This window comes from Agathobaculum butyriciproducens (genome assembly GCA_003096535.1).
Taxonomy (GTDB): Bacteria; Bacillota; Clostridia; order Oscillospirales; family Butyricicoccaceae; genus Agathobaculum; species Agathobaculum butyriciproducens.
Window position 1 is genome coordinate 75,068 of sequence record QEKJ01000003.1, and the last position, 21,106, is coordinate 96,173.

20 protein-coding genes and 1 pseudogene are annotated in these 21,106 nt (G+C 48.6%); 6 read left to right on the forward strand and 15 right to left on the reverse strand.

Annotated elements, in window-relative coordinates; translation table 11 throughout:
- The coding region (locus C7386_RS13410; RefSeq protein ID WP_165815458.1) for a hypothetical protein at window positions 1–619 on the forward strand (619 nt) is incomplete at its 5' end.
- Between the two features lie 477 nt (window positions 620–1,096).
- Here C7386_RS13410 and C7386_RS04215 read toward each other — a convergent pair.
- From C7386_RS04215 to C7386_RS04240, 5 genes are all read right to left on the reverse strand, one after another.
- On the reverse strand, window positions 1,097–1,261 hold the full coding sequence (locus tag C7386_RS04215; protein ID WP_110436905.1) for an RRXRR domain-containing protein: 165 nt from the start codon (window positions 1,259–1,261) through the stop codon (window positions 1,097–1,099).
- Window positions 1,262–2,180: 919 nt separating this feature from the next.
- A complete protein-coding gene (locus tag C7386_RS04225) occupies window positions 2,181–2,528 on the reverse strand; it encodes a type II toxin-antitoxin system RnlB family antitoxin (protein WP_110436903.1) in 348 nt (115 codons plus the stop codon).
- A gap of 308 nt (window positions 2,529–2,836) precedes the next feature.
- Window positions 2,837–3,025: a type II toxin-antitoxin system HicB family antitoxin gene (locus C7386_RS04230; protein ID WP_110436874.1), complete on the reverse strand. Its 189-nt coding sequence runs from the start codon at window positions 3,023–3,025 to the stop codon at window positions 2,837–2,839.
- Between the two features lie 1,146 nt (window positions 3,026–4,171).
- A complete protein-coding gene (locus C7386_RS04235) occupies window positions 4,172–4,438 on the reverse strand; it encodes a hypothetical protein (RefSeq protein ID WP_110436873.1) in 267 nt (88 codons plus the stop codon).
- A 1,040-nt stretch (window positions 4,439–5,478) separates the two neighbouring features.
- A complete protein-coding gene (locus tag C7386_RS04240) occupies window positions 5,479–5,754 on the reverse strand; it encodes a hypothetical protein (RefSeq protein WP_181969008.1) in 276 nt (91 codons plus the stop codon).
- Window positions 5,755–6,830: 1,076 nt separating this feature from the next.
- On the opposite strand from C7386_RS04240, the gene C7386_RS04245 reads away from it, so the two are divergent.
- The 4 genes from C7386_RS04245 (at window position 6,831) to groL (ending at window position 10,643) form a co-directional block, all read left to right on the forward strand.
- Window positions 6,831–7,238, forward strand: coding sequence for a hypothetical protein (locus C7386_RS04245; RefSeq protein WP_110436872.1), 408 nt, complete (start codon window positions 6,831–6,833; stop codon window positions 7,236–7,238).
- Window positions 7,239–7,350: 112 nt separating this feature from the next.
- Window positions 7,351–8,535, forward strand: coding sequence for a THUMP domain-containing class I SAM-dependent RNA methyltransferase (locus C7386_RS04250; protein ID WP_110436871.1), 1,185 nt, complete (start codon window positions 7,351–7,353; stop codon window positions 8,533–8,535).
- 174 nt (window positions 8,536–8,709) lie between these two features.
- Complete coding sequence (locus C7386_RS04255) at window positions 8,710–8,994, forward strand: co-chaperone GroES (protein ID WP_110436870.1); 285 nt, start codon at window positions 8,710–8,712, stop codon at window positions 8,992–8,994.
- A 20-nt stretch (window positions 8,995–9,014) separates the two neighbouring features.
- Complete coding sequence (groL, locus tag C7386_RS04260) at window positions 9,015–10,643, forward strand: chaperonin GroEL (RefSeq protein WP_110436869.1); 1,629 nt, start codon at window positions 9,015–9,017, stop codon at window positions 10,641–10,643.
- 329 nt (window positions 10,644–10,972) lie between these two features.
- On the opposite strand, the gene glyA is transcribed toward groL, so the two are convergent.
- The 10 genes and pseudogenes from glyA to C7386_RS04310 all read right to left on the reverse strand — a co-directional run bounded on the left by glyA (window position 10,973) and on the right by C7386_RS04310 (window position 19,743).
- Window positions 10,973–12,226 carry a serine hydroxymethyltransferase gene (gene glyA / locus C7386_RS04265; protein ID WP_116704906.1) on the reverse strand — a complete coding sequence of 418 codons (1,254 nt, stop codon included), beginning with the start codon at window positions 12,224–12,226 and terminating at the stop codon, window positions 10,973–10,975.
- Window positions 12,227–12,383: 157 nt separating this feature from the next.
- Entirely contained in the window at window positions 12,384–12,815 is a 432-nt protein-coding gene (locus C7386_RS04270) for an XRE family transcriptional regulator (protein ID WP_147357608.1), read from the reverse strand.
- 75 nt (window positions 12,816–12,890) lie between these two features.
- Window positions 12,891–14,582 (reverse strand): recombinase family protein, encoded by a 1,692-nt coding sequence (locus C7386_RS04275; RefSeq protein ID WP_243182705.1) that lies wholly within the window; start codon window positions 14,580–14,582, stop codon window positions 12,891–12,893.
- Between the two features lie 38 nt (window positions 14,583–14,620).
- On the reverse strand, window positions 14,621–14,806 hold the full coding sequence (locus C7386_RS04280; protein WP_004849804.1) for a hypothetical protein: 186 nt from the start codon (window positions 14,804–14,806) through the stop codon (window positions 14,621–14,623).
- Between the two features lie 270 nt (window positions 14,807–15,076).
- Window positions 15,077–16,416 (reverse strand): annotated as a pseudogene (locus C7386_RS04285) (virulence-associated E family protein).
- On the reverse strand, window positions 16,301–17,041 hold the full coding sequence (locus C7386_RS04290) for a CHC2 zinc finger domain-containing protein (RefSeq protein WP_014079457.1): 741 nt from the start codon (window positions 17,039–17,041) through the stop codon (window positions 16,301–16,303). The pseudogene C7386_RS04285 and the gene C7386_RS04290 overlap by 116 nt, the downstream one beginning before the upstream one ends.
- Window positions 17,042–17,088: 47 nt before the next feature.
- On the reverse strand, window positions 17,089–18,561 hold the full coding sequence (gene mobQ, locus C7386_RS04295) for a MobQ family relaxase (protein WP_165815465.1): 1,473 nt from the start codon (window positions 18,559–18,561) through the stop codon (window positions 17,089–17,091).
- Window positions 18,562–18,563: 2 nt separating this feature from the next.
- Window positions 18,564–18,881, reverse strand: a complete 318-nt coding sequence (locus tag C7386_RS04300; RefSeq protein ID WP_008816380.1) for a DUF3847 domain-containing protein — start codon at window positions 18,879–18,881, stop codon at window positions 18,564–18,566.
- 286 nt (window positions 18,882–19,167) lie between these two features.
- Entirely contained in the window at window positions 19,168–19,371 is a 204-nt protein-coding gene (locus tag C7386_RS04305) for a hypothetical protein (protein ID WP_004614949.1), read from the reverse strand.
- 147 nt (window positions 19,372–19,518) lie between these two features.
- Complete coding sequence (locus C7386_RS04310; protein ID WP_024726897.1) at window positions 19,519–19,743, reverse strand: helix-turn-helix domain-containing protein; 225 nt, start codon at window positions 19,741–19,743, stop codon at window positions 19,519–19,521.
- Between the two features lie 242 nt (window positions 19,744–19,985).
- Between C7386_RS04310 and C7386_RS04315 the strand changes: the two genes are divergently transcribed.
- On the forward strand, window positions 19,986–21,086 hold the full coding sequence (locus tag C7386_RS04315) for a DUF6076 domain-containing protein (protein ID WP_437124094.1): 1,101 nt from the start codon (window positions 19,986–19,988) through the stop codon (window positions 21,084–21,086).
- Window positions 21,087–21,106: the final 20 nt, after the last annotated feature.

Genomic DNA, 21,106 nt, shown 5'->3' on the forward strand with positions numbered 1-21,106 from the left:
GCCGATCAAGCAGTGGAGTTGGCCGGAACCGCCGGATGACAATGCGTTCACGAACTATGGCTCGCTGGATGAGTTTGTAGCGAATAATTCGCAGAAGGTGTTCCGCATTGTTGACTGCAATAAAGAAGCACAGGACTGTCCCTGCATAATCTATGGTCGCCTGAGTACGATGATAGAGCTGGCAGATAAAGGCGCTCTGTTGGGCATTCAGGTGCTGCAGGAGAGCGATGATGGAAAGCTGTATGATACGGATACGCTGGAATACTACAAACTCAATGAGATCCGCCTGACAAGCTGCAAAGAAGACATGACACGACATTGTACTGATGAAGCTGCTGAGCGGATAGTCAATTATACATGGAATACGTATGGTTCGTTCAGTAGATTTGCAGAGAAGAACAAAGACAAGATGTTCCGTGTGCTTGTAAAGCCGGAGTTCTGCGGCGATGTCCCGGAAGACAGCTTTGATGCAAGACGCTGTAAGATGTCTTCTGTTGTAACGCTGCCGGATGATGATGTCCTTATTGGGTTGCGGATGCTTGATACTGCGCAGGTGGAATACCGGAAACTGAGCGAGGTTCATCTGCAGTGTCGTGCAGACGATAATCAGCCTGAGTGATTGGGCAAAAAGAAAACCTCTGCTCATATTGAGCAGAGGAATAGGAAAGGTTTAATGCATTGCGGACTCTATGCGATCCATATAAGGGCCTAACAGCATGTTGAATTTCTGGTAATCAGATTCCATAATTCTATTGTTTAAATGATGTTAAGCCGTTATCTTCGGGTTGTACGCTGACTAAAACCATATTTGATACCTCCTGATTATTATCTCACAATGTAGTAGCTTTTTGTAATTATAGCATTTTAAGAGGAAAATATGGCAATTTGGCGCAACGTTGCTGATGAGAAATTAGCAACCGCAAAAAGTTGCAAACACTTGAAAGCAAACTTTCAAGTAACTTACAAGTAGTTTCAAGTAGAAGCTGCTTTCCGCCAATGACTTGCATTGGCTTCGATAAAGAAATGAAGATGAAATGCTGTTACTCGCCCTCAGATGTGATAAGAGGGCGAGTATCAGGACGTATGAAAAAACTAATCACCAAAGACCAACATACCTACTTCCTGCGTCAACGCCAAGGGTAATCGGCTGTTTGTATCCTGCACTACCGTGCAGGAGCTTAATGGTAAACGGTGTGCGCTTTGCTACGCACGCTTTCTTATTGTTCAACAATGTACGAGCCTTGCGTGATGAGCATGGCATCAAGGGCTCGCCCTAAAAACTAGCAGCTAAGAAGAAGCCGCTCTCCTCAAAAGAGGAGTCGAAATCCTTACCCAAGGTTGCAAGCGGTTTATTCAGCCACACCTGTCGGCCTTACCTTAGCTTTACGTGATGTGTTGTCTTAGAGCGCACAGTTAGGATTAACGCCATGCGGTAACTATCTATTCGCGAGCAACGGGGCACCTCTTACGGTGCATAGGGTAGTCAATGCACTCTTGCGAGCATGCCTAAAATCTGAGCTCGTTTGCACAAGCCCGTGACTTCAGTCATGGGTCATTGACTGCTTATATGGGCATCGGAACCCGAGCGCATAGAATCATAGCAATAATACAAATCAGTATAGTCACTATAAGAATAATGCATGCAATCTCAATTTTGTATTCTTCTTTGTGCAGCTTGAATGCTGCAATGAGAACGATTGCACTTACAAGTGCGATAATAGCTATTCCTTTCCATAACCATGAAAGTTCATGTATTAACTGCATTGGGTCACTTCCTTTCTGGAATTTGGGATCACCCCCACGTGTGTGGGGAAATGTCGAAAAATATTGAAAGTCCCAGGGATCACCCCCACGTGTGTGGGGAAAAGGACGCGCTGGGAATGACTTTTCCAGCGGCCACCCCCACGTGTGTGGGGAAAAGCACATGTCACACCGTGTCATGGTTTCTACGTTGGGATCACCCCCACGTGTGTGGGGAAAAGACTTAAAGATATCCGAAAAGCATTGCATAATCCTCAAATATACAGTTGTCCGCATTCGCCATCTACATTTATAAATACCAAAGAAATGATTTTTGTAGCGCAAAAAAAACTAATTTTCATAAAAAACTCCACCTAACCGCAAGGGGTATAGATGGAGTAAGTTTTGTCAAGAGTAAGAATCAAAAGTTTTACCATTATTTATGCATTTGTGAGTAAATACTTGGTTGCTGATGGCAATGAGCTTTGTTGAATAACTTCTTTATGCGTCTTAAAATATTTTTCGCTTATCTCAAGTATACTTGTAGGAACGTCAGATATAATCTTAATAGTTTTTGCTTGCAATCGGTGACTCTCTACTGTTACTTGAATAAATCTATTGAAGTTTATTCCATTAATTACAGCAAGGTCAAATATAACATTCCCATTTTCAATAAACGAAACATCTCCATCGCATAGCAAATCGTTTATGGGGTTTTCACATGTGTTAGCAATCACCAAAAAACAATCTTGCAAACTATCAACTTTCAAAACGTTATATTTTCTCATAACCTCACCTCCTCACAGAACAATAGAATATTATATTCACATTATTTTATTGTTCTTAGCTTCCATCGCCTTTTTAGCGAGAGCAAGGAAACGCATCTCCTCTATGTAATGCTCATCACCAAAGGCAAGAAGTGGGTTTGCAAGCTCACGATGTTTCTAAAGCCGCTCTAAAGAATTGTCGTTATTCCGTATATGTCTATATAAATACCAAAGAAATGATTTTTGTAGCGCAAAAAACAAATTTTATAAAAAAACTCCATCTAACCGCAAGGGTACAGATGGAGTAAGGATTTTTGATTGTATGGGTGTTAATTTGACTGAGGGATATGCAGCATTCTGGCGGTCTCAAGCCATGTTATTTCATTGGATTCCAGCTCTTTGATGGCCTCAAGGCGAGTATCTCCTTGGGCGACGCAGCCTTTCAAATGCAGGCTCTTGGCGATCCAGACACGATGCCCATTGACGCTCTCACGGCTTATGGCGTAGGGATACAACATGAGGAACAGCTCCTTTTGAGAACAAAAATTGATAGAAAATAGAGGTATCTCGTTTTGCATAGGCCTCAAACAACAAATTCTGACTGCACGGCTTTGAGGTAGGTTTTGAGGTATTTCGTTTTACATAGGTCTCAAACAGCGAATAACGGGCAAACAAGAGAAAAAATGGTTTGGAGGTATCTCGTTTTTGCATAGGTCTCAAACGACTAAGATAATAATACGCAAAGCGCATTGGGCTTGGAGGTATCTCGTTTTACATAGGTCGCAAACTGGCAGTTCCAGAATCTGTTGCTAAAGCCGGTTTTAGAGGTGGGCCGTTTTACATAGGCTCAAAGATGAATGAAGAGTGTCTTTTTTTGGGGGGTATCTAATTTGTCATAGATCTAAAACAGGCAGATTGAGGAGCTGCTGGTTTAGAAATGTCTGATTTGTACAGTTTTCAAATAGGTCTCAAATCATAAAGTTTGACGTACTGCAAAGGTGCAATTTTACATAGCTCTCAAATTAGCAAGAATATCATCTGAACGAACAGTTAATTTTAGAGGTAGACAGTTTCGTATAGGCTCAAATAAACTGATCGACTCCATAAAGCCGTAGGGTAGCTTAACCCAATCTCAAAACAGCTTAAACCAAATTCAGCAAAACGAGGTAAATCAGGACTCAAACGACCGGTCTATAAACGGTGTATGCGTAGCCGATGTAGTAGAGATAGTTCGTATAAATCACCTCGGTAGATACCACGCCCCGAAAGGGGCGTGGGTAATTGACATCTATCCTTCTTTTCTTGTTTGGATTACTTTTTCGTTTGTTGCTCTACGGTCAGAATCTCCTTGAACCAAATACCGTATAGTACGATTGCTATCACCGATCCAATGACACATGCAAGCACAATGGGGATTGTTTTCCCTTCGAGGAAGGGTAAATAGCCGGAAAATAGAGCAGGATGAGTTAAAATGTATGTTATGTAGATACCAACAGCCGCCGGAAGAGGGCCTGCGAATATATCTCTGGTAAATAAGTATGAAAATAGAGATAGAAGTGCTTCGTTACATGTTGCATGGTTCTCAAGCAAAGAAACCGTAAAAACCAGTAGAAGCGCAGGTTTGGAGACGAAAAATCACATGATACTCAATGTCGCACGTTCGCTTATTTCATTCTTTGAGCGGCTGCTCGGACAAGGATAACAAGCAGTTGAATAAGATTGCATGCTGCGCTGGCGACATACAAAGGAGCAAAGATAAATGCTCCCCAGTGGAAAAGCGTTAATACGGCAGAAAACAGGAGATTCGAGGGCCAGTATGGCACATGCAGCATCAACAGCCAACATTGCGCCCCAGCCAATGCCGATGAAAACATAACATCTTTGATTTGCAAAAGAATAGTCTGTTTGTCGATTAAGGTCTTTTGAGACATAAATAATCCTCCGAATTTGATTTAGAATTGGGAAAATGCAAGATTGTGCGCACAATGAGCACAAGTTAATATCTATCCTTCAGCATTTTGAAGGCTTGTGTGTTTTAGAAGTAGATAATTTTGTACAGGTCTTAAACAATCACTTCCTGCGACTCGTTTGGTGACAAGTTTTAGAGGCATATAGTCTTACATAGGTTTCAAAAAGTGGAATAATAATGCAATAGATAGCTTATCGGTGATTTTACATAAGTCTCAAGCAAATTCCCTCAGCAATCCTCTTATAGCTAAGGTTTGGAGATATCTGTTTTTACATAGGTTCCAAACTCAAACAGGGTACCCTGTAGGGAAAATAAAGGGGAATTTTCACAAAAGACTCAATTAGACGATGACGACTGTTCCGCTAGAAAAGAGGTAAGTTCAGTGACGCAAATAAGGTAGCAATGTAATAAGTAGAAAATAGAGGTATCTCGTTTTACATAGGTCTCAAACTTACTTGAGATATCGCCGGAAATGTCGATTGATTTAGAGTGTTCTGCTTGACATAGGTCTCAAACGCTTGTATTTGGCATACTAAAAATAGAGGTATAGGATTTAATGGGCTCAAACGACCGGTCTGAACGGTAATAATAGAGGTAAATAGGCGCTCAAAAAGGAACCGTGTAAGAAGAGAAAGGTCTTAATCTCTCCGAGTAGCTTTGTTGTAATCAGCCTGTCCGGCCGCAATAACAGCGGTCACGCAAACAACCGTTGCGAAAAGATACAGGCCAGCAATAATGCCGACGATAAACAAAGAAATCGCCTCCTATATATAAGGGAAAATGGTTGTGAATTTACAAGGTTAAGTAACTCAAACGCGCGTAGCGGTACGGGATAGCCGCTGAAAGAGGTTTGACATAGGTCTCAAATTAAGCGCGAACCTATGTTGGAATGCCGTCGGTTTTGGAGGTAAGTGATTTTACATAGGTCTCAAACATAAAGTTACAGTTTTGCGAAAAACCTTGAGCTTTGGAAGTAAGTGATTTTACATAGGTCTCAAACACTTAAATTTGAGGACCATACAACCCCGTAGGATCGACGTACTTAACATCGTCATATCCCTGCTTTGCTAACTCCATTCCCAGCTTAACAGCCTTAATGAAGTCCTTTTCGTCGAACAGGTCTCGACCAATTACAGCATCCTCAGGGCATTCATTTAGATTCCATGCCGAAAACACCATATTGTCGTTCTGATCGAAAAGGGAAACGCCAACAGCAAAGTCTAAGTCGTCTGTTTGGTATTCGGCGTTAAATTGGTAGGTCTTCTTCGTCGGAATCACTCCTTGTGATGGAATTGAGAGATAGATAGTTTTACATAGGTCTCAAACCGCCATTATCGAGAGGTCTGGCAATCAGTGAGTTTGGAGGTGAGTAATTTTGTATAGAACTCAAACGGGCGGTGCAGGATAGTTTTAGAGGTAGACAGTTTTGCATAGGCCTCAAACCTGATGGTCTTTATACTCGAACACCGGCAGAGGTTTGGAGGTATTTAATTTTGCATAAATCTCAAACGAGATTGTCTGTTTTTGCACAGGGCTTAACATAGGTCTCAATAGGTCTCAATCACATATTTTCGTGGAGACATTCATCGCCGCAATAACAACGCATCGCAAGTGTACCTTTACTATGACGGTTGATGATTTCAAATGCCGTATGCGTGGGCATCTCTATAATCCAGAATCCATTGCGGCAATAGCTCTTCGGCGGAAGATAACCGAATTCGAAGAGATCTTATTTAATAGTCTCAACTTCAGCTTCGGAATCACACATGCTTAAAGGCCAAATGACCAGTGTGTTGCGGTTAGCGAAATTAGACTTTAGATATGAACGAAGCCTATCGTCAATGGTTACATGTTCTAATTTCATAATAGCCTTCTTTCTTTGAACGCAACATTTGCTTTGTAATTATTATACCATATTCCGGTGAAAAAGCAAACAATTGTTCGATGCTCGGACTTATGCAGTTTTTGCATTAGCGAAAGGGAAGTGAACTGTGATATACTACAAAATTTGCGTCAGAATCGCTAGTATGGCAGGGGACAAGTAGTTCGGAAAGAACCCCTTACTCTTGCCCGTATCGTGCCTCATACGCCGTCTACACGTCGCTGCAGCCTATTCCATTTTGCACTTAGCAGGGTTGACATTGGTATGGTATAATGCAGGGTTTGGACTCTTTTTAGGGTGATGTTTGATGGTTTTTTAGGGTGACAAATACAAGCAGTAATATTGTAACGCTAAAAAGTCATCAAATGACACGATAAAAAGTGTCGGTAATGAAATCCTCATTACCGGCACTTTTTTATTTGTCCGGGGCCAAAATAGTCCTCAAATAAGAAAGGGAAAAGAGGTGAGAAAAATGAGCAAAATGGTCTATCTCCCATATGTTCATTTTGAGCAGGGAAAAGGAGAACCAAAGGGCAACGGCTGGTACTTTACGCAGTACAATGCAGAAACTGGAGAAGGTAAAGGCTGGCACGGAATAGAGTTTATGCCGGACTGTCTCTTTGAAACGAAATGTGAGGGCGGCGAACCGGAAACAAAGTTCTTTGATGTGAATACCAATGAACCGATCAAGCAGTGGAGTTGGCCGGAACCGCCGGATGACAATGCGTTCACGAACTATGGCTCGCTGGATGAGTTTGTAGCGAATAATTCGCAGAAGGTGTTCCGCATTGTTGACCTCCTCAATGAGATCCGCCTGACAAGCTGCAAAGAAGACATGGGATATGCGTTTTACCCCCTATCCACACCAAATTTTAAATAGACCATCTCGTCGCAAATCTTGACAAAATTCGCAAAAACCGATACACTATAATAGTTAAAAAGGAATTTCGGCTCCTGCTCTGACGGCGGGAGCCTTTTTGGAGGAAAACCATATGCAACTCACATTATGCTGCCCGACCCTGTTCGGGCTGGAGGGCATCGTCGCGGACGAGCTGCGCTTCGGCGGCAGGCTGACCGACGTACACGCGGAAAACGGTCGCGTGCTGTTCACCGGTGACGAGAACACGCTCGCATGGGCGAACCTGAACCTGCGGTGCGCCGAGCGCGTGCTCATCCGTATCGGCACATTCAAAGCCAAAACGTTCGATCAGCTGTTCGAGGGCGTAAAAGCACTCCCGTGGGAGCAGTTCATTCCGGCGGACGGCGCATTTCCGGTCAAGGGTCACAGTCTGGACTCGGCTTTGCACTCGATTCCGGACTGCCAGAAGATCATCAAAAAGGCAGTCGTATCGCGCCTGGGCGCAAAGTACGGTCAAACCTGGTTTGACGAGATCGGCGGAAAGTATCAGATTCAGTTCGCCATCATGCACGACGTAGCCGAGCTGTACCTCGATACCTCGGGTGCCGGTCTGCACAAGCGCGGCTACCGCGCCAACAGCAACGCGGCGCCGCTCCGTGAGACGCTGGCGGCGGCTATGGTCAAGCTGGCGCGCTGGCGCGGACGCGACCCGTTCCTCGACCCGTTCTGCGGCTCGGGCACGATTGCGATTGAGGCGGCCATGATCGCGCAGCGCCGTGCGCCCGGTCTGCTGCGCCGCTTTGATGCGGAGAAGTGGAGCTGCTTTGACAAGTCGGTCTGGCAGCAGGCGCGCGAGAGTGCGCTCGACCTTGCCCAGCCGGACGCTAAATTCGATATCGTCGGCAGCGACATCGATCCGGACTGCGTGCAGCTGTCCATCGAGAACGCGCGCAAGGCCGGTGTAGCCAACACGGTGTTTTTCGAGCGCGCGGACGCGACCAAGCGCGATTACAGCAATGTGGGCGTACTGTTTGCCAATCCGCCGTACGGTGAGCGTTTGCTGGACTTGCAGCAGGCGGAAAAGCTGTACGCCGACCTCGGCCGAGCGACAAAAAACAGTCCGATGAAGCAGTATCTGCTTAGTTCGGACCCGCTGTTCGAACGTTGCTACGGCCGCAAGGCGGATAAGCGCCGCAAGCTGTATAACGGCATGATCAAGTGCGAGCTGCATATGTATTTTAAAGACCCGTCTGCATCGAACAGGGGAGAGAATAAGCACTCCGACCGACCGTCTGCTAAACGGCCGGCAAAACGCTGAGCGCTATAGGGCACTGTTCATAATTTGTTCAGAAAATTTTTGTGAAAATTCCGGATTACCCCCTTGCATATTGCGGCTCCTTGGTGTAAGATAATACTCGAAGTTAGCACTCGGGTAATTTGAGTGCTAACCCCCAACATTGTAAAATCTTATTTTTCATAGGAGGAATCCATTATGAAGCTCAAGCCCCTTTGCGACCGTGTAGTTATCAAGATGGTCGAGGCGGAGGAGACCACCGCAAGTGGCATTATTCTTACCGCATCCGCACAGGAGAAGCCCCAGGTTGCTGAAATTATCGAAGTAGGCCCGGGCGGCGTTGTTGACGGCAAGGAAATCAAGATGGAAGTTCAGAAGGGCCAGAAGGTCATCACCGGCAAGTACACCGGCACCGAGGTTAAGCTGGACGGCGAGAAGTATATCATCGTTCGTCAGAGCGACATTCTGGCAATCGTAGAGTAATTTTCAGGAGGTAATTCATCATGGCTAAGCAGCTTATTTACGGCGAGGACGCGCGCAAGGCTCTGCAGCGCGGTATTGATCAGCTCGCTGATACCGTTAAGGTAACCATCGGTCCGAAGGGCCGCAACGTTGTACTGGATAAGAAGTACGGCGGTCCGCTGATCACCAACGACGGTGTTACCATCGCTAAGGAGATCGAGCTGGACGACGCTTTCGAGAACATGGGCGCACAGCTTGTTAAGGAAGTTGCCACCAAGACCAACGACATCGCAGGCGACGGCACCACCACCGCTACCGTTCTGGCGCAGGCTTTCGTTCGTGAGGGTCTGAAGAACGTAGCAGCAGGTGCAAACCCGATGGTAATGCGCCGCGGTATCTCCAAGGCAGTCAAGGCTGCTGTTGCAGCGATTGCTGAGAACTCCAAGAAGGTTGACGGCACGAACGACATCGCCCGTGTAGGCGCTATCTCCTCCGGCTCCGACGAGATCGGCACCCTGATCGCAGAGGCTATGGAGAAGGTTTCCACCGACGGCGTAATCACCGTTGAGGAGTCCAAGACCGCTGAGACCTACTCTGAGGTTGTTGAGGGCATGCAGTTCGACCGCGGTTATATCACCCCGTATATGTGCACCGACACCGAGAAGATGGAAGCAAACCTGGATGACGCTCTGGTGCTGATCACCGATAAGAAGCTGTCCAACATTCAGGAGCTGCTGCCGATCCTCGAGCAGGTTGTTAAGGCTGGCAAGAAGCTGCTGCTCATCGCTGAGGACGTTGAGGGCGAGGCTCTGTCTACCCTGATCGTAAACCGTCTGCGCGGCACCTTCACCTGCGTAGCTGTTAAGGCTCCGGGCTTTGGCGATCGCCGCAAGGATATGCTCCGCGACATCGCAATCCTGACCGGCGGTACCGTAATCTCTGAGGAGGTTGGTATCGAGCTGAAGGACGCTACCATGGATATGCTGGGTTCTGCCCGTCAGATCAAGGTAACCAAGGAGAACACCACCATCGTTGACGGTGCAGGCGACAAGCAGGCTATCGCAAACCGCGTTGCTGAGATCCGCGGCGCAATCGAGCGCACCACCTCTGACTTCGACCGTGAGAAGCTGCAGGAGCGTCTGGCCAAGCTGGCCGGCGGCGTAGCAGTTATCAAGGTTGGCGCTGCAACCGAGACCGAGATGAAGGAGCAGAAGCTCCGCATCGAGGATGCACTGAACGCAACCCGCGCAGCTGTTGAGGAAGGCATCGTAGCAGGCGGCGGTGTAGCTTATGTAAACGCTATCGCAGCGGTTGAGGCTCTGGCTGCAGAGGCAACCGGCGATGAGAAGACCGGTATGCAGATCGTTGCACGCGGTCTGGAAGCACCGATGAAGCAGATCGCTGCCAACGCAGGCATCGAGGGCGCAATCGTTGTTGATAAGGTAAAGCACGCTGACAAGGTTGGCTACGGCTTTGACGCTGCAACCGAGACCTACGGTGACATGATTGCAAACGGCATCGTTGACCCGACCAAGGTAAACCGTTCCGCACTGCAGAATGCAGCATCCGTTGCTTCGATGGTCCTGACCACCGAGAGCCTGATTGCTGATAAGAAGGAGCCGGTTCCGGCTGCTCCGGCTGCTCCGGATATGGGCGGCGGTATGTACTAAGAAGTACCCCAAAACGCTGAAAACACTGGGGATTTCAAGGGTTAAAAGGAAAATTTGTGATAATCGTCAGTGGAAAAGCATCAGATATGTACAAGGCCGACGCCTGCATTTTGCAGGCGTCGGCCTTTTTCCGTTGTCGAAAAATTACAGATGCAAATGTGCTTGATGGATTCTTCAAGAGGCTTGAGATTTACCCGGAAATGAAAACAGAGCGCTTCACAGCAGTGAAACGCTCTGTTTTGTATGAGTATCATCGGATTTGCGTGCGCCGGAGCTTCATGCTGTATTGCTCAGAAATCCGGATGAAGCAGTTCCGCGGCAGCCGGAGATTATTCGTACAGCGGGAACTTCTCGGTGAGTGCCAGAACGCGTGCGGAAATCTCGTCCTTCTTCTCATCGTAGTGATAGATGCAGTCTGCAATGCAGTCCGCGATGACCTTCATCTCTTCCACGCCCATGCCGCGGGTCGTAGCGGCCGGGGTGCCCAGACGAACACCGGAGGTGATGAACGGGCTGCGCTTCTCGCCCGGAACGGTGTTCTTGTTGGCGGTGATGTGAACCGAATCCAGACGCGCCTCCAGATCCTTGCCGGTGCACTCCTCGTCGGTCAGATCAACGAGCAGCAGGTGATTGTCGGTGCCGCCGGAAACCAGCTTGACACCGCGTGCCTGCAGCTGTGCAGCCATAGCCTTGGCATTCTCGACGATCTTGCGTGCGTACTCCTTGAACTCCGGCTGCAGTGCCTCACCGAAGCAAACCGCCTTGGACGCGATAACATGCTCGAGCGGACCGCCCTGGGTGCCCGGGAATACAGCGGAGTTAATGCGCTTTGCCAGAACAGCGTTGTTGGTCAGGATCAGGCCGCCGCGCGGACCGCGAAGCGTCTTGTGGGTGGTGGTGGTAACAACGTCAGCATACGGCATCGGGTTCTGGTGCTGACCGCCGGCAACCAGACCGGCAATGTGCGCCATATCGACCATCAGGTAAGCGCCGTAGCCATGTGCGATCTCGGCCATTTTCTCGAAGTCGATGGCACGCGGATATGCGGATGCACCTGCAACGATCAGCTTCGGGCGATGCTTCTTGACAGCCTTCTCAAGCTCAGCGTAGTCGATGAAGCCATCCTCGTTTACGCCGTAGGAAACAAAGTGGTAGTTCTTGCCGGACTGGTTGACCGGAGAGCCGTGGCTCAGGTGACCGCCCTGAGACAGATCCATACCCATAACAGTGTCGCCCAGATCGAGCAGAGCGAAGTAAACCGCAAGGTTGGCCTGTGCACCGGAGTGCGGCTGAACATTCGCATACTTTGCACCGAACAACTCACATGCGCGCTTGATTGCGATGCGCTCTACCTTGTCAACAAATTCACAGCCGCCGTAGTAGCGCTTGCCGGGAAGACCCTCAGCGTACTTATTGGTCAGCACGCTGCCCATAGCAGCCATAACGCCGGGAGAAACGATATTTTCGCTGGCGATCAGCTCGATATTCTGGCGCTGACGGTGCAGCTCCTCGTTCATCGCACTGCCCAGCTCGGGGTCGATCGACTGGATCATACCGATGGAATCCATCATTTCTTTGTACATTTGAACTACCTCCAAGCTTTAGTAGTATAAAGTTCTCTTTGACTATACCATTGCCCTTCTAAAAAAGCAAGTCGATTTTACGAAAAATATAACCAAAAATGAAGGATTGTAAAAAGCCTCCTGCAAAAATAAAAAAGGCAGGCTGCCCTGCCTTTGCTCAGATGTTCTGATAGAACAGTCCGTCCCTCGTGCAGTACCACAGCAGCATACCGTGCCGAATATAGGGCAGACGCACGTCTAATCCCCATTCCGGGTACTGCTTTTTGACGATCATCGTGTCTCCGGTGAGAAATGCAACGAACGAGATGTAGTGCTCGCGGTGCATTTCATGCGGTGCGGTGATATACCATTCGCCGTCGCTGTGCTCAATTTGCAGTGCATTTTCCTCGTCCGGTTTGTGCATAACGAGGTTGGTCAATTTTGCACCGCAGCAGGTCACATCTGCGTCATCGGTCGAGAACAGCAGGTTGCCGCAGGCCGGACAGCGGTAAAACCGCATTTTCTTCATATTGCCGTTAGTCATATCGTTTTCCTCCAGATCGCCTCTCAGCAGGGCTTCGGTGTCCACGCCGAGGGCCTGTGATAACAATGGGAGAAGCGAGATATCGGGAGCACCGCCGCCCGTTTCCCTTAATTAAAGATATTGTTGGGTAAAAAAGAAAGGTCAGTCGATTTTGCCGATGAAGCGGTAGTAGATTTCTACTTCCTGCTCACGGCTTCCATCCTCGCCCTTGACAGCTTCGTGGACGGTTATTTTTTCAATTAGAGTGTTCAGAAGTTCGGCGGTCAGCTCCACAGGGTTGACATACTGTTTCATTAGGGCAATCCACTTTTCAGCATCCGCTGCGGTCTGTACGGCGGCTTCCATCATTTCGTGAAGCTGTCTTATTTTTGTTTCAAGCTCCTTTTGCTCGTTCTGGTACTTCTCGGACAGCATATTGAAGTTATACTCGGTTATGCGTCCGGCAGACCAGTCCTCATACATTTTAGCAAACAGCCCGTCAACCTCGGCTTTACGCTTCTCTGCCTTTTTCAGCTCCGCAGCCTGCTTTTTCTTCGCAGAGTTCCTTTCCCTGTCGCTGACATTGAGCAGCCGTTTCAGCAGCTTGTCCTCATCTTTCTGTGCCAGCATAGACCAGTATTGCAGTCTTGCAAGCACATAGGCATACAGTACATCATAGCGGATATAGTGCATGGAACACTGGCGTAATCCCTGTCCGTTCTTGCTGCAATGGTAGTACCCGTATGGGTTTTTGTTCTGCTTGTTTTCCCCATAGGCTAAAGACCATCCGCAGTCTGCACATTTTATCAATCCTGCGAAAATCTGTGTCGTACCGTTTCTGCGTTTCCTGCGTCTGCTTGCAATCAGCTCTTGAACTTTTTGGAACACTTCTTCGGAAATGATGGCTTCGTGGGTATTTTCCACACGATACCATTCTTCCTGCGGCTTCCGCACCTTTTTCTTGTTCTTGAATGAAATGTTGCTCTGCTTGTTGTGAACGCTGTGACCGATGTAGGTTTCCTCTTTCAAAATGCTCTTGACCTGTGCAATCGTCCACGCATAGGCTTTTTCTGCGGGCGCACCGGCGTAGATATTGGCGAAAGTCCCGTATCTTTCATAGTTCAGCCAGCCGGGGGTAGGTACTTTTTCCTCCACCAGAATCCGTGTAATGCTGGCGGCTCCACGCCCGTGTACAGCAAGGTCAAAAATCTTCTCTACAATCCAGCGTGTTTCCGGGTCGATCAGAAGATGACCTTTTTTGTCCGGGTCTTTTACATAGCCCAGCGGTGCATAGGCTCCATAGTGTGCGCCATTGGCAAATCTTGTGTGCATGGCAGCCTTGACCTTTTTGCTGGTCTGTCGGGCGTGCATTTCATTCAGGATGTTTAAGAACGGTGCAAGCTCGCTTTCTCCGTTGATGGTGTCCACATTGTCATTGATGGCAATGTAGCGTACTCCCTTGCTGGGGAAATAGATTTCCGTGTACTGACCGGTCAGGATATAGTTTCTTCCCAGACGGGATAAGTCCTTTGTGACAACGCAGTTGATTTTCCCGTCTTCGATGTCATCAATCATCCTTTGGAAACTTGGACGCTCGAAATTTGTCCCACTCCATCCGTCGTCAATGTACTCGTCTACAACGGTCAGCCCATGCTCTGCGGCATACTGTCTAAGCATCATGCGCTGGGTCTGGATACTGCCGCTTTCCCCCTGTAATTCATCGTCACGGCTCAATCTCAAATATAGTGCAGTGTTATAAATCGTTGTATTGTATGGTTGTTTCACGGTTAAAAATCCTCCTTCTAAAAGAAACAACCCACGCTTATACAATACTCGCTGGTACAAGTATATCATAAGCGTGGGCTGATTGACAGTCGTTATTCCGTATTTTTTCAGGAAGCGGCGGCAGCGTGCTGGATCACATCTTCCAGCAGGCTGTCAAGCGGCTTCCCATCCTGTGCGAAATGCTCCGATACCTTGATACGGACTTTCCCCATGACAAAATACTGGGTGCCGTCTTTTTCGGTAAGCAGGGTGCCGCTGTTTTTGTTATTGCTCTCGTTTTTGCTTTTTGCCATAGGCAGTTACCTCCATAAATGAAATATGCCCGACAAGGGAATGTCAGACAGGTGTACAGCCGCAGACTGTCTCCGTGTCAACCAAACCGTGTCAACCGGCAGAAAAGACTTTGAAAACAATCCATAGGCGCTCTATTATTACTTTTTACTTTTTCTTTGATTTCTTGGTTGACATGGTTGACAAAGGAGAGAAATGCCCCAAATATCAGGCTTTTCCCCGTCAACCGGCTGTCAACCAAAGCGTCAACCAAACTGTCAACCGGTGGCTTTTCAGAATGGAAGTTCCATTTGCCGGGCTTCTTCTTCCGTGATTTCCTGAAAACCGTCCCCCTCCGGCGGAGCTTGGTTGACACGCTCCCAGCCTTTTTGAGAACCGTATTTCTTATACCGCTTCGGGCTTTTGTAGGCTACCCAGCCCTGTATGATGCCGCCCGCAATGCCGGTATTCATAATCTCGCAGATTGCCCGTGTCTCCCAGTCTGCCGGGGAATTTAAGTTCCCCAGCGCTTCCTCATAAAGCTGCTTGGAACATACCCTGTCGCCGGTGTAGTCCTCCAAATAGGCGTAGATCATGCCGGCCTGTGTGTCTTCCTGCATAAAGTCCTGCTGGTGGCGTTCAGGTATCGGTTCATTTCCATGCTGAATGACAGCTTATACTTCCCACTGCGATAAACCGTCATGGCTTCCGCCCACATCTGTTCGATATACGCCCTCGCCGCCGCTTCATCGTCCAGTATGTGAACCTCCGCCCGTTCCGGGTACACCGTCACGGGGAGAAAGCGCCGGTTGCCGGTGCGGTCACGGGGCAAAAAGTCCTGCCGGTTGGTCGTCCCTCCAAATACACATTGCCGCAGCCGGTCTGCCGGATGTGTCTCATACGGCACTTTGTAGGTTTCTTTCTGGCGGCTTAAGAATGACTTGATTTCCTCAATACTCTTGGCGTTGGCTGTGGCAATCATCTCCGACATCTCGATAATCCAATGCCCTTGCAGCTTGCGGTACACATTTTCATCGTCCAGCTTTTTCAAATCGTCTGAAAACCATTCGTCCCTGCCTGCCAGCAGCCGGAAAAAGGTAGATTTCCCGGCTCCCTGACCACCAACCAGACAGAGCATGACCTCAAACTTGCTCCCCGGTCTGAATACCCGCCGGATGGCTCCCATCAGGAACAGTTTCAAGGCTTCATAGGTGTATTCGTCCGTATCGGCTCCCAGAAAGTGATGCAGGGCGTAACGGATGCGCTCTGTGCCGTCCCATTGCAGGCTGTTCAGGTAATCCCTGACTGGATGGTAGCGGTTTTCATTGGCAACAATCTTGATGGCGCTCTGCACCTTTTTCTCGCTGGTAAGCCCGTAATTTTCTTCCAGATACAAAAGCAGGTAGTTCATGTCCATGTCGGTCAGCGTGGTACTGGTGCGCTCCCAGCCCAGCGGCTTCACAATGTCAATCTGCTCCGTCAAAAGGTTCAGGCGCAGCGCCCCGCGAAACAGAGGGTCACGCTGGAACACCGTCAGGCAGTTTCGGATGCTGTTCTTCACGCCGCCTTTCTGCGTCCCCTCTAATGTTTCCCGGATTTCTGCCGGTGTCTGCGCCGGTTCCATTGTGTCCATCGTCCTTTTGACCGCTTCCTGCGTTTCCGGCGGCAAGCTCTGAAATTCGCTGTTCAAGCCGCAACACCTCCTTTCCCTGTGCGGCGATCAATGCCGCTTTTTCTTCTATTTCTCCGTATAACAAAATATCCAAAAGGTATTCTGTGTAGCTTATCCTCTGCAACGCTTCCACAAAAAGAGGATGCCAGATGGCATCCTGCGGCTGTGGGGCGTGTGCTGTTTTCCAATGCTCCAGCAGGCGCAGATAATCGCATAGCACCCGGAAACAATACCGTTCCGTTTCCTGAAATCTCTGCTCCGCTGATTTTTGTCGGGGCTGTGACCTGTTGTGACGCTTCCTATCTGGCGGCGCATTGCCGGATTTCTCATAGGAAACGCCGAAGTCCTCCGCAAGCCTGACCGCAGCTTCCCGTTTCCCCAATCCATGCAGCAAAGCGGCAAAGTCGATCACATCCCCGGAAGCCCCGCAGCCGAAGCAGTAAAAGCGGCTGTCCACTTTCATGCTGGGCGTGCGGTCATTGTGGAATGGACAGCAGACCATGCCGTTTCTCCCCACCCGGATTCCATAGAATGAAGCAGCCTGCCGAGTGGTAACAGACTGTTTCACCGCTTCAAATACATTCAAATGCTCCCTCCATAAAAATACTGGTAGCGGTAAAGCTGCCGATTATATCATAGCTCCATCTCATGTTTCTTTCTCTGTACTGCCTGTGGCTGCTCCCTCCGGCGCAGTGCGGTATCTACGGCGTTCTGCACCTGCCGTAGCCGTATGACTTCCTCCCGGAGTGGCTTGTGCTGCGGAGACAGTTCGGCATACTCTGTTTTTAACTGTGCGTATTCCTGTTTCCATGCTTTCAGGGCAATGGGTTTTCCGTCCAGTTTTTCTTTCAAAATACGGCGGGCGGCATAAAACAGCCGTAACTCCGCATCGTGGGATGTTTCAAATTTCTCCCTCTGTTTCTTAAACTTGATATTGTTCAATTCCGTATGAACAGGTTTTAGCCGCTGGTAATTCTCGCCCTCCCGTATCAATTCCTGCAATTCCTTTATCCGGGCAGATTTCTTTTTCATGGAGTCGCTTAACGCTTCAAATTCTTCGTTGACAGAGGAAAGACGCTCCTGCAAATCCTCTAATGTGAGCAGCTTGTTTTCCGTCAGATAATTGACGGCTTCGGCAAACTGCTTTAAGTTTCCGGTTCTGGCTTTATTGCTCCATGCCCCTGCGTTGCGCTGGTTGTAATAAGCGATCAACAGGTCGGCAAGGCTCGGTGTCTGCGGTTTGGAAAGTTCTTCTTTTACCTCTGCCATCCAGACAAACAGGGCTTTGATCTTCTTCCTCACATCCTGCATGAGCCGGTTGGTGGCTTTAATCCAGCGGTTCAGTTCCCCTTTCTCGGTGCGGATGCCCTTTGCTTCCATCTGCCGGACATTAGCTCCCTCGTGGACAGTAGGTATCAGGTCAAGCCCCTGCCGCACATAGGAACGGTGGTCGATACGCACATCCAGCCCTTTTTCCTCAAATTTTGTATTAACGGCAGCCGCCCACTGCTCCCGCCAGTGTTCCAGCGTTTCCGGCTCATGCCAGTCTGTTGTATGGACAGCGTTAAACATATAATCGCCGTTTTTATCCCGGATTCGGTTTCCATCTTCATCAAGAAGATATTCCCGACGCTGTTTTTGTCCCCATGTGCCATCCGGGTTCAAAGGGCGCATGGTTGTCATCACATGAAAATGCGGGTTAGGGATGCCGCCGTCCTCTTTCTCCGGGCTGTGAAAAGCAAGGTCGGCAATCATGCCTTTTGTCACAAACTGCTCCTGTACGAACTTCCTCGCCAGCTCCATGTTTTCTTCCAGCGTCAATTCATTCTGCATGGCAATATCAAAGGAATAGGCAAGCTGTGCTTTTGGATGTTTCTCGCAGTTCTCCACAGCATTCCAGAGGGTCGCCCGGTCAAGATATATTTCCGGCGCATGGGGCGGCAGCATGATTTCCGAAGCGATCACGCCGCTCTTTTTGGTGTAGTCGCTGACTTCTCCATAGTAGCTGCTGTAAAGACGCTCCCCGGCTCGATAGGCTGCGCTGGCAATGGCGCTCTGACCGGCGCTGCGCTTGATCTGTGCGATTGAAAAATGATAAAGTGCTATCCTTAGTCACCGCCTTTCTCCTGCCCGGAAATACGGGCGTGGTTCTCTGTGGCAGACCGGATGAAATGCTCCGCCTGCGGCAGATTCAAAATGCTTTCCATGAGGGAATAAAATTCCGCTTCGGATAGCTCCTTTGTCTGTGGTGCAATGCTCTCAATAGCTGCCCCACGGGTAATCAGCCGGTGCGTCCTCTGTTTCCGGGAACCGCTTTCCAGATACGCCTGCCGGTTTTTCAAACGCTGCATTTTCCGTTTTTCCTGTTCCAGCAGGACAGTGGTTTTTTCATATTCCTGCTTCAACTGTTCCAAAGATTTTTCCATGTTCTCACATCCTTTGCTGATAAGATAAAGAAAGACCATCCGCAGACAGTCCGTGTGTCAGTGCTTCTATAAAACCCGATGAAAAGGGAAAACCGCAGAGCGGATTTCTCTTTGCGGCGAGTACACAGGGGATAGCCGCTTTAGCGGCGCAAGGGGGTGTAGCCACCTTGTCGGAGCGAAGCGAACGCAGGCCTCGGATTGCTGATTTTATCAGCGGCAGAGGTAAGCTCCGCAGGACGCACGATACATGGTCTTTAGACTATGTATAGAAGTGCGCCCTTAGTTCCTAAGGGATTTTGCCGTTTCCGGCAGTCTTGTCCTTTTTCTTGGAACGCTTGGAAAGATACTTCGGGCAGTCAACCACAACCGCCCGGAAGCTCTGTTTACATTCGTGCTGGCATTTCCGGCACAGTTCGTTGTAAGTGATACGGCTGCGGTCATTTAAGAAGAAAGACCATTCCAACCGCCGCTTGTTACTCATTCTTGCCATAACCGGCTCCTTTCTCCGTTTCTATCTGATGTACGCAGATAGGCTGTTTTGATGTAGCGTCTCGGTATCATTTTTAAGTTTTTTTCCCTCTGTATGCCCCTTTGGAAAGTGCGGCAGTATTGCAAGTCAGGGAATGATACCTCACGCTTATTTGTCGCTTCCCGGTACGGTTTCGGAGCCTTTTGCCATCCATTCAAAGAAAGCAATTTTGCTGACCTTGATAAGTCTGCCCCTGCGGAACGCTGGAAAGCCGGGTGTGTGTACCAGCTCATAGGCGCTCGCTCTTGAAATTCCCATAATCCACTGAATGTCCGCCACATCCAGAACCAGCGGTAAATCCTCGTAGCTGTTCAATCTCTTTTTATCGTTCATTCTGTTCCTCCCATAAATCAAATAGGTTAAAATGCTTCCTGTTGCCGTTCTCCCCAAAAGCCGTTTTCCTGCCCCATTCCTGCGGTGTTTCCCTGCATTGGTGCGCCGAATGCGTCACTTCTCCTGCCGGTCATATCCCTTTTGGACGGTCATTCACTTGTCAAGGTACTGTGCGGTACGAAATTACCAACCGCAATCATCATAGCGTACTATCCTTGACAAAACAATGATTCTGCGATACCATGAGTGTAACGGATATAACTGAATTATATAATTACCATAAACAAAGGCAGGGGATAGGGATGGAGAATCAGTTTATACGGCATGAGCCATGTTTTGAGAGGATTTTGTTTGTCCTGACGCTGGACAGGAAGAAAATGAAAGAGCGGATTTTGATTGGGGAAGAACAGCAGATCCGCTTCCGTCTGAACGGGAGCCAAAACGCAGAGGTGCTTTGTGATATGACACGCCCACTGGGAACTTTTTTGATAAACTTTGAGCGTGACACGGACAGAGACTGGAACTTATACGGGCTTTCTCCGCTGCGGCAAGCTCTCCACTCCAACCGATGGAAACAGCCGGAGCTGGAGCAGGCGGCAAGCGAATTTCTTTGGGAGAAATATCTTAGCAACGACCCTCTGAAAATGTATGTGGCGTTCCGTATCTGGAACAGCTATCTGCTTGCCAGAGAACCCCGTGACCGTAACGCTGCCTGTGACCGCTTCATGGATAAAATGAGCAGACTGACCGGGGTATTCCAAAACGAAACCATGAGCTTTGACAGGGAGACAGGAAAACCGAAACAATTTCAAGCTGGCAGCCTTTATTTCAAAGGCGCACCGTCAGAAGATACCCGGCTTGACCTCTGGTTCCCGGACAACCGGCGCACAGAAGAATGTGTGTCTGCCTATGCGTCCCTCTACCCGTTGATTACCTATTATCTGAACAGGCTGAATGACTGGGGGCTTTGCTTCCGGCGGTGCAAGGTCTGTGGAAAATATTTTCTGGCAAAGAGCCAGCGGTATGAGCTGTGCAGCGACAAGTGCCGAAAAGCACAGGCGCTTCAAAACAAGCGGGAATTTGACGAGAGGGCAAGAGAAAATAACTATGACCTGCTTTATAAAAATGAATGCCAGAACTGGCGCAACAAAATAAACCGGGTAAAAAATACCGCAGGCTTTCCGGCTGACCGTCTGGAAAAAATACAGGCTTCCTTTTCCGACTTTAAGAAAGAAGCCTTACAGAGAAAAAAGGCTGTAAAAACAGGAACGGCCAGCCCGAAAGAATTTACGGACTGGCTGTATCAGCAGAGTAATGTAATTGTTGAGCTGACCGAGATATGAAAAACTTTCTATCGTCAATT

Excerpts from the sequence above, each read along its gene's own strand:
- C7386_RS04215 (WP_110436905.1), bottom strand. The coding sequence starts at position 1,261 with ATGCCATGCTCATCACGCAAGGCTCGTACATTGTTGAACAATAAGAAA.
- C7386_RS04225 (WP_110436903.1), bottom strand. The coding sequence starts at position 2,528 with ATGAGAAAATATAACGTTTTGAAAGTTGATAGTTTGCAAGATTGTTTT.
- C7386_RS04230 (WP_110436874.1), bottom strand. The coding sequence starts at position 3,025 with ATGTTGTATCCCTACGCCATAAGCCGTGAGAGCGTCAATGGGCATCGT.
- C7386_RS04235 (WP_110436873.1), bottom strand. The coding sequence starts at position 4,438 with ATGTCTCAAAAGACCTTAATCGACAAACAGACTATTCTTTTGCAAATC.
- C7386_RS04245 (WP_110436872.1), top strand. The coding sequence starts at position 6,831 with ATGAGCAAAATGGTCTATCTCCCATATGTTCATTTTGAGCAGGGAAAA.
- C7386_RS04250 (WP_110436871.1), top strand. The coding sequence starts at position 7,351 with ATGCAACTCACATTATGCTGCCCGACCCTGTTCGGGCTGGAGGGCATC.
- C7386_RS04255 (WP_110436870.1), top strand. The coding sequence starts at position 8,710 with ATGAAGCTCAAGCCCCTTTGCGACCGTGTAGTTATCAAGATGGTCGAG.
- groL (WP_110436869.1), top strand. The coding sequence starts at position 9,015 with ATGGCTAAGCAGCTTATTTACGGCGAGGACGCGCGCAAGGCTCTGCAG.
- glyA (WP_116704906.1), bottom strand. The coding sequence starts at position 12,226 with ATGTACAAAGAAATGATGGATTCCATCGGTATGATCCAGTCGATCGAC.
- C7386_RS04275 (WP_243182705.1), bottom strand. The coding sequence starts at position 14,582 with ATGATATACTTGTACCAGCGAGTATTGTATAAGCGTGGGTTGTTTCTT.
- C7386_RS04280 (WP_004849804.1), bottom strand. The coding sequence starts at position 14,806 with ATGGCAAAAAGCAAAAACGAGAGCAATAACAAAAACAGCGGCACCCTG.
- C7386_RS04300 (WP_008816380.1), bottom strand. The coding sequence starts at position 18,881 with ATGGAAAAATCTTTGGAACAGTTGAAGCAGGAATATGAAAAAACCACT.
- C7386_RS04305 (WP_004614949.1), bottom strand. The coding sequence starts at position 19,371 with ATGGCAAGAATGAGTAACAAGCGGCGGTTGGAATGGTCTTTCTTCTTA.
- C7386_RS04310 (WP_024726897.1), bottom strand. The coding sequence starts at position 19,743 with ATGAACGATAAAAAGAGATTGAACAGCTACGAGGATTTACCGCTGGTT.
- C7386_RS04315 (WP_437124094.1), top strand. The coding sequence starts at position 19,986 with ATGAGTGTAACGGATATAACTGAATTATATAATTACCATAAACAAAGG.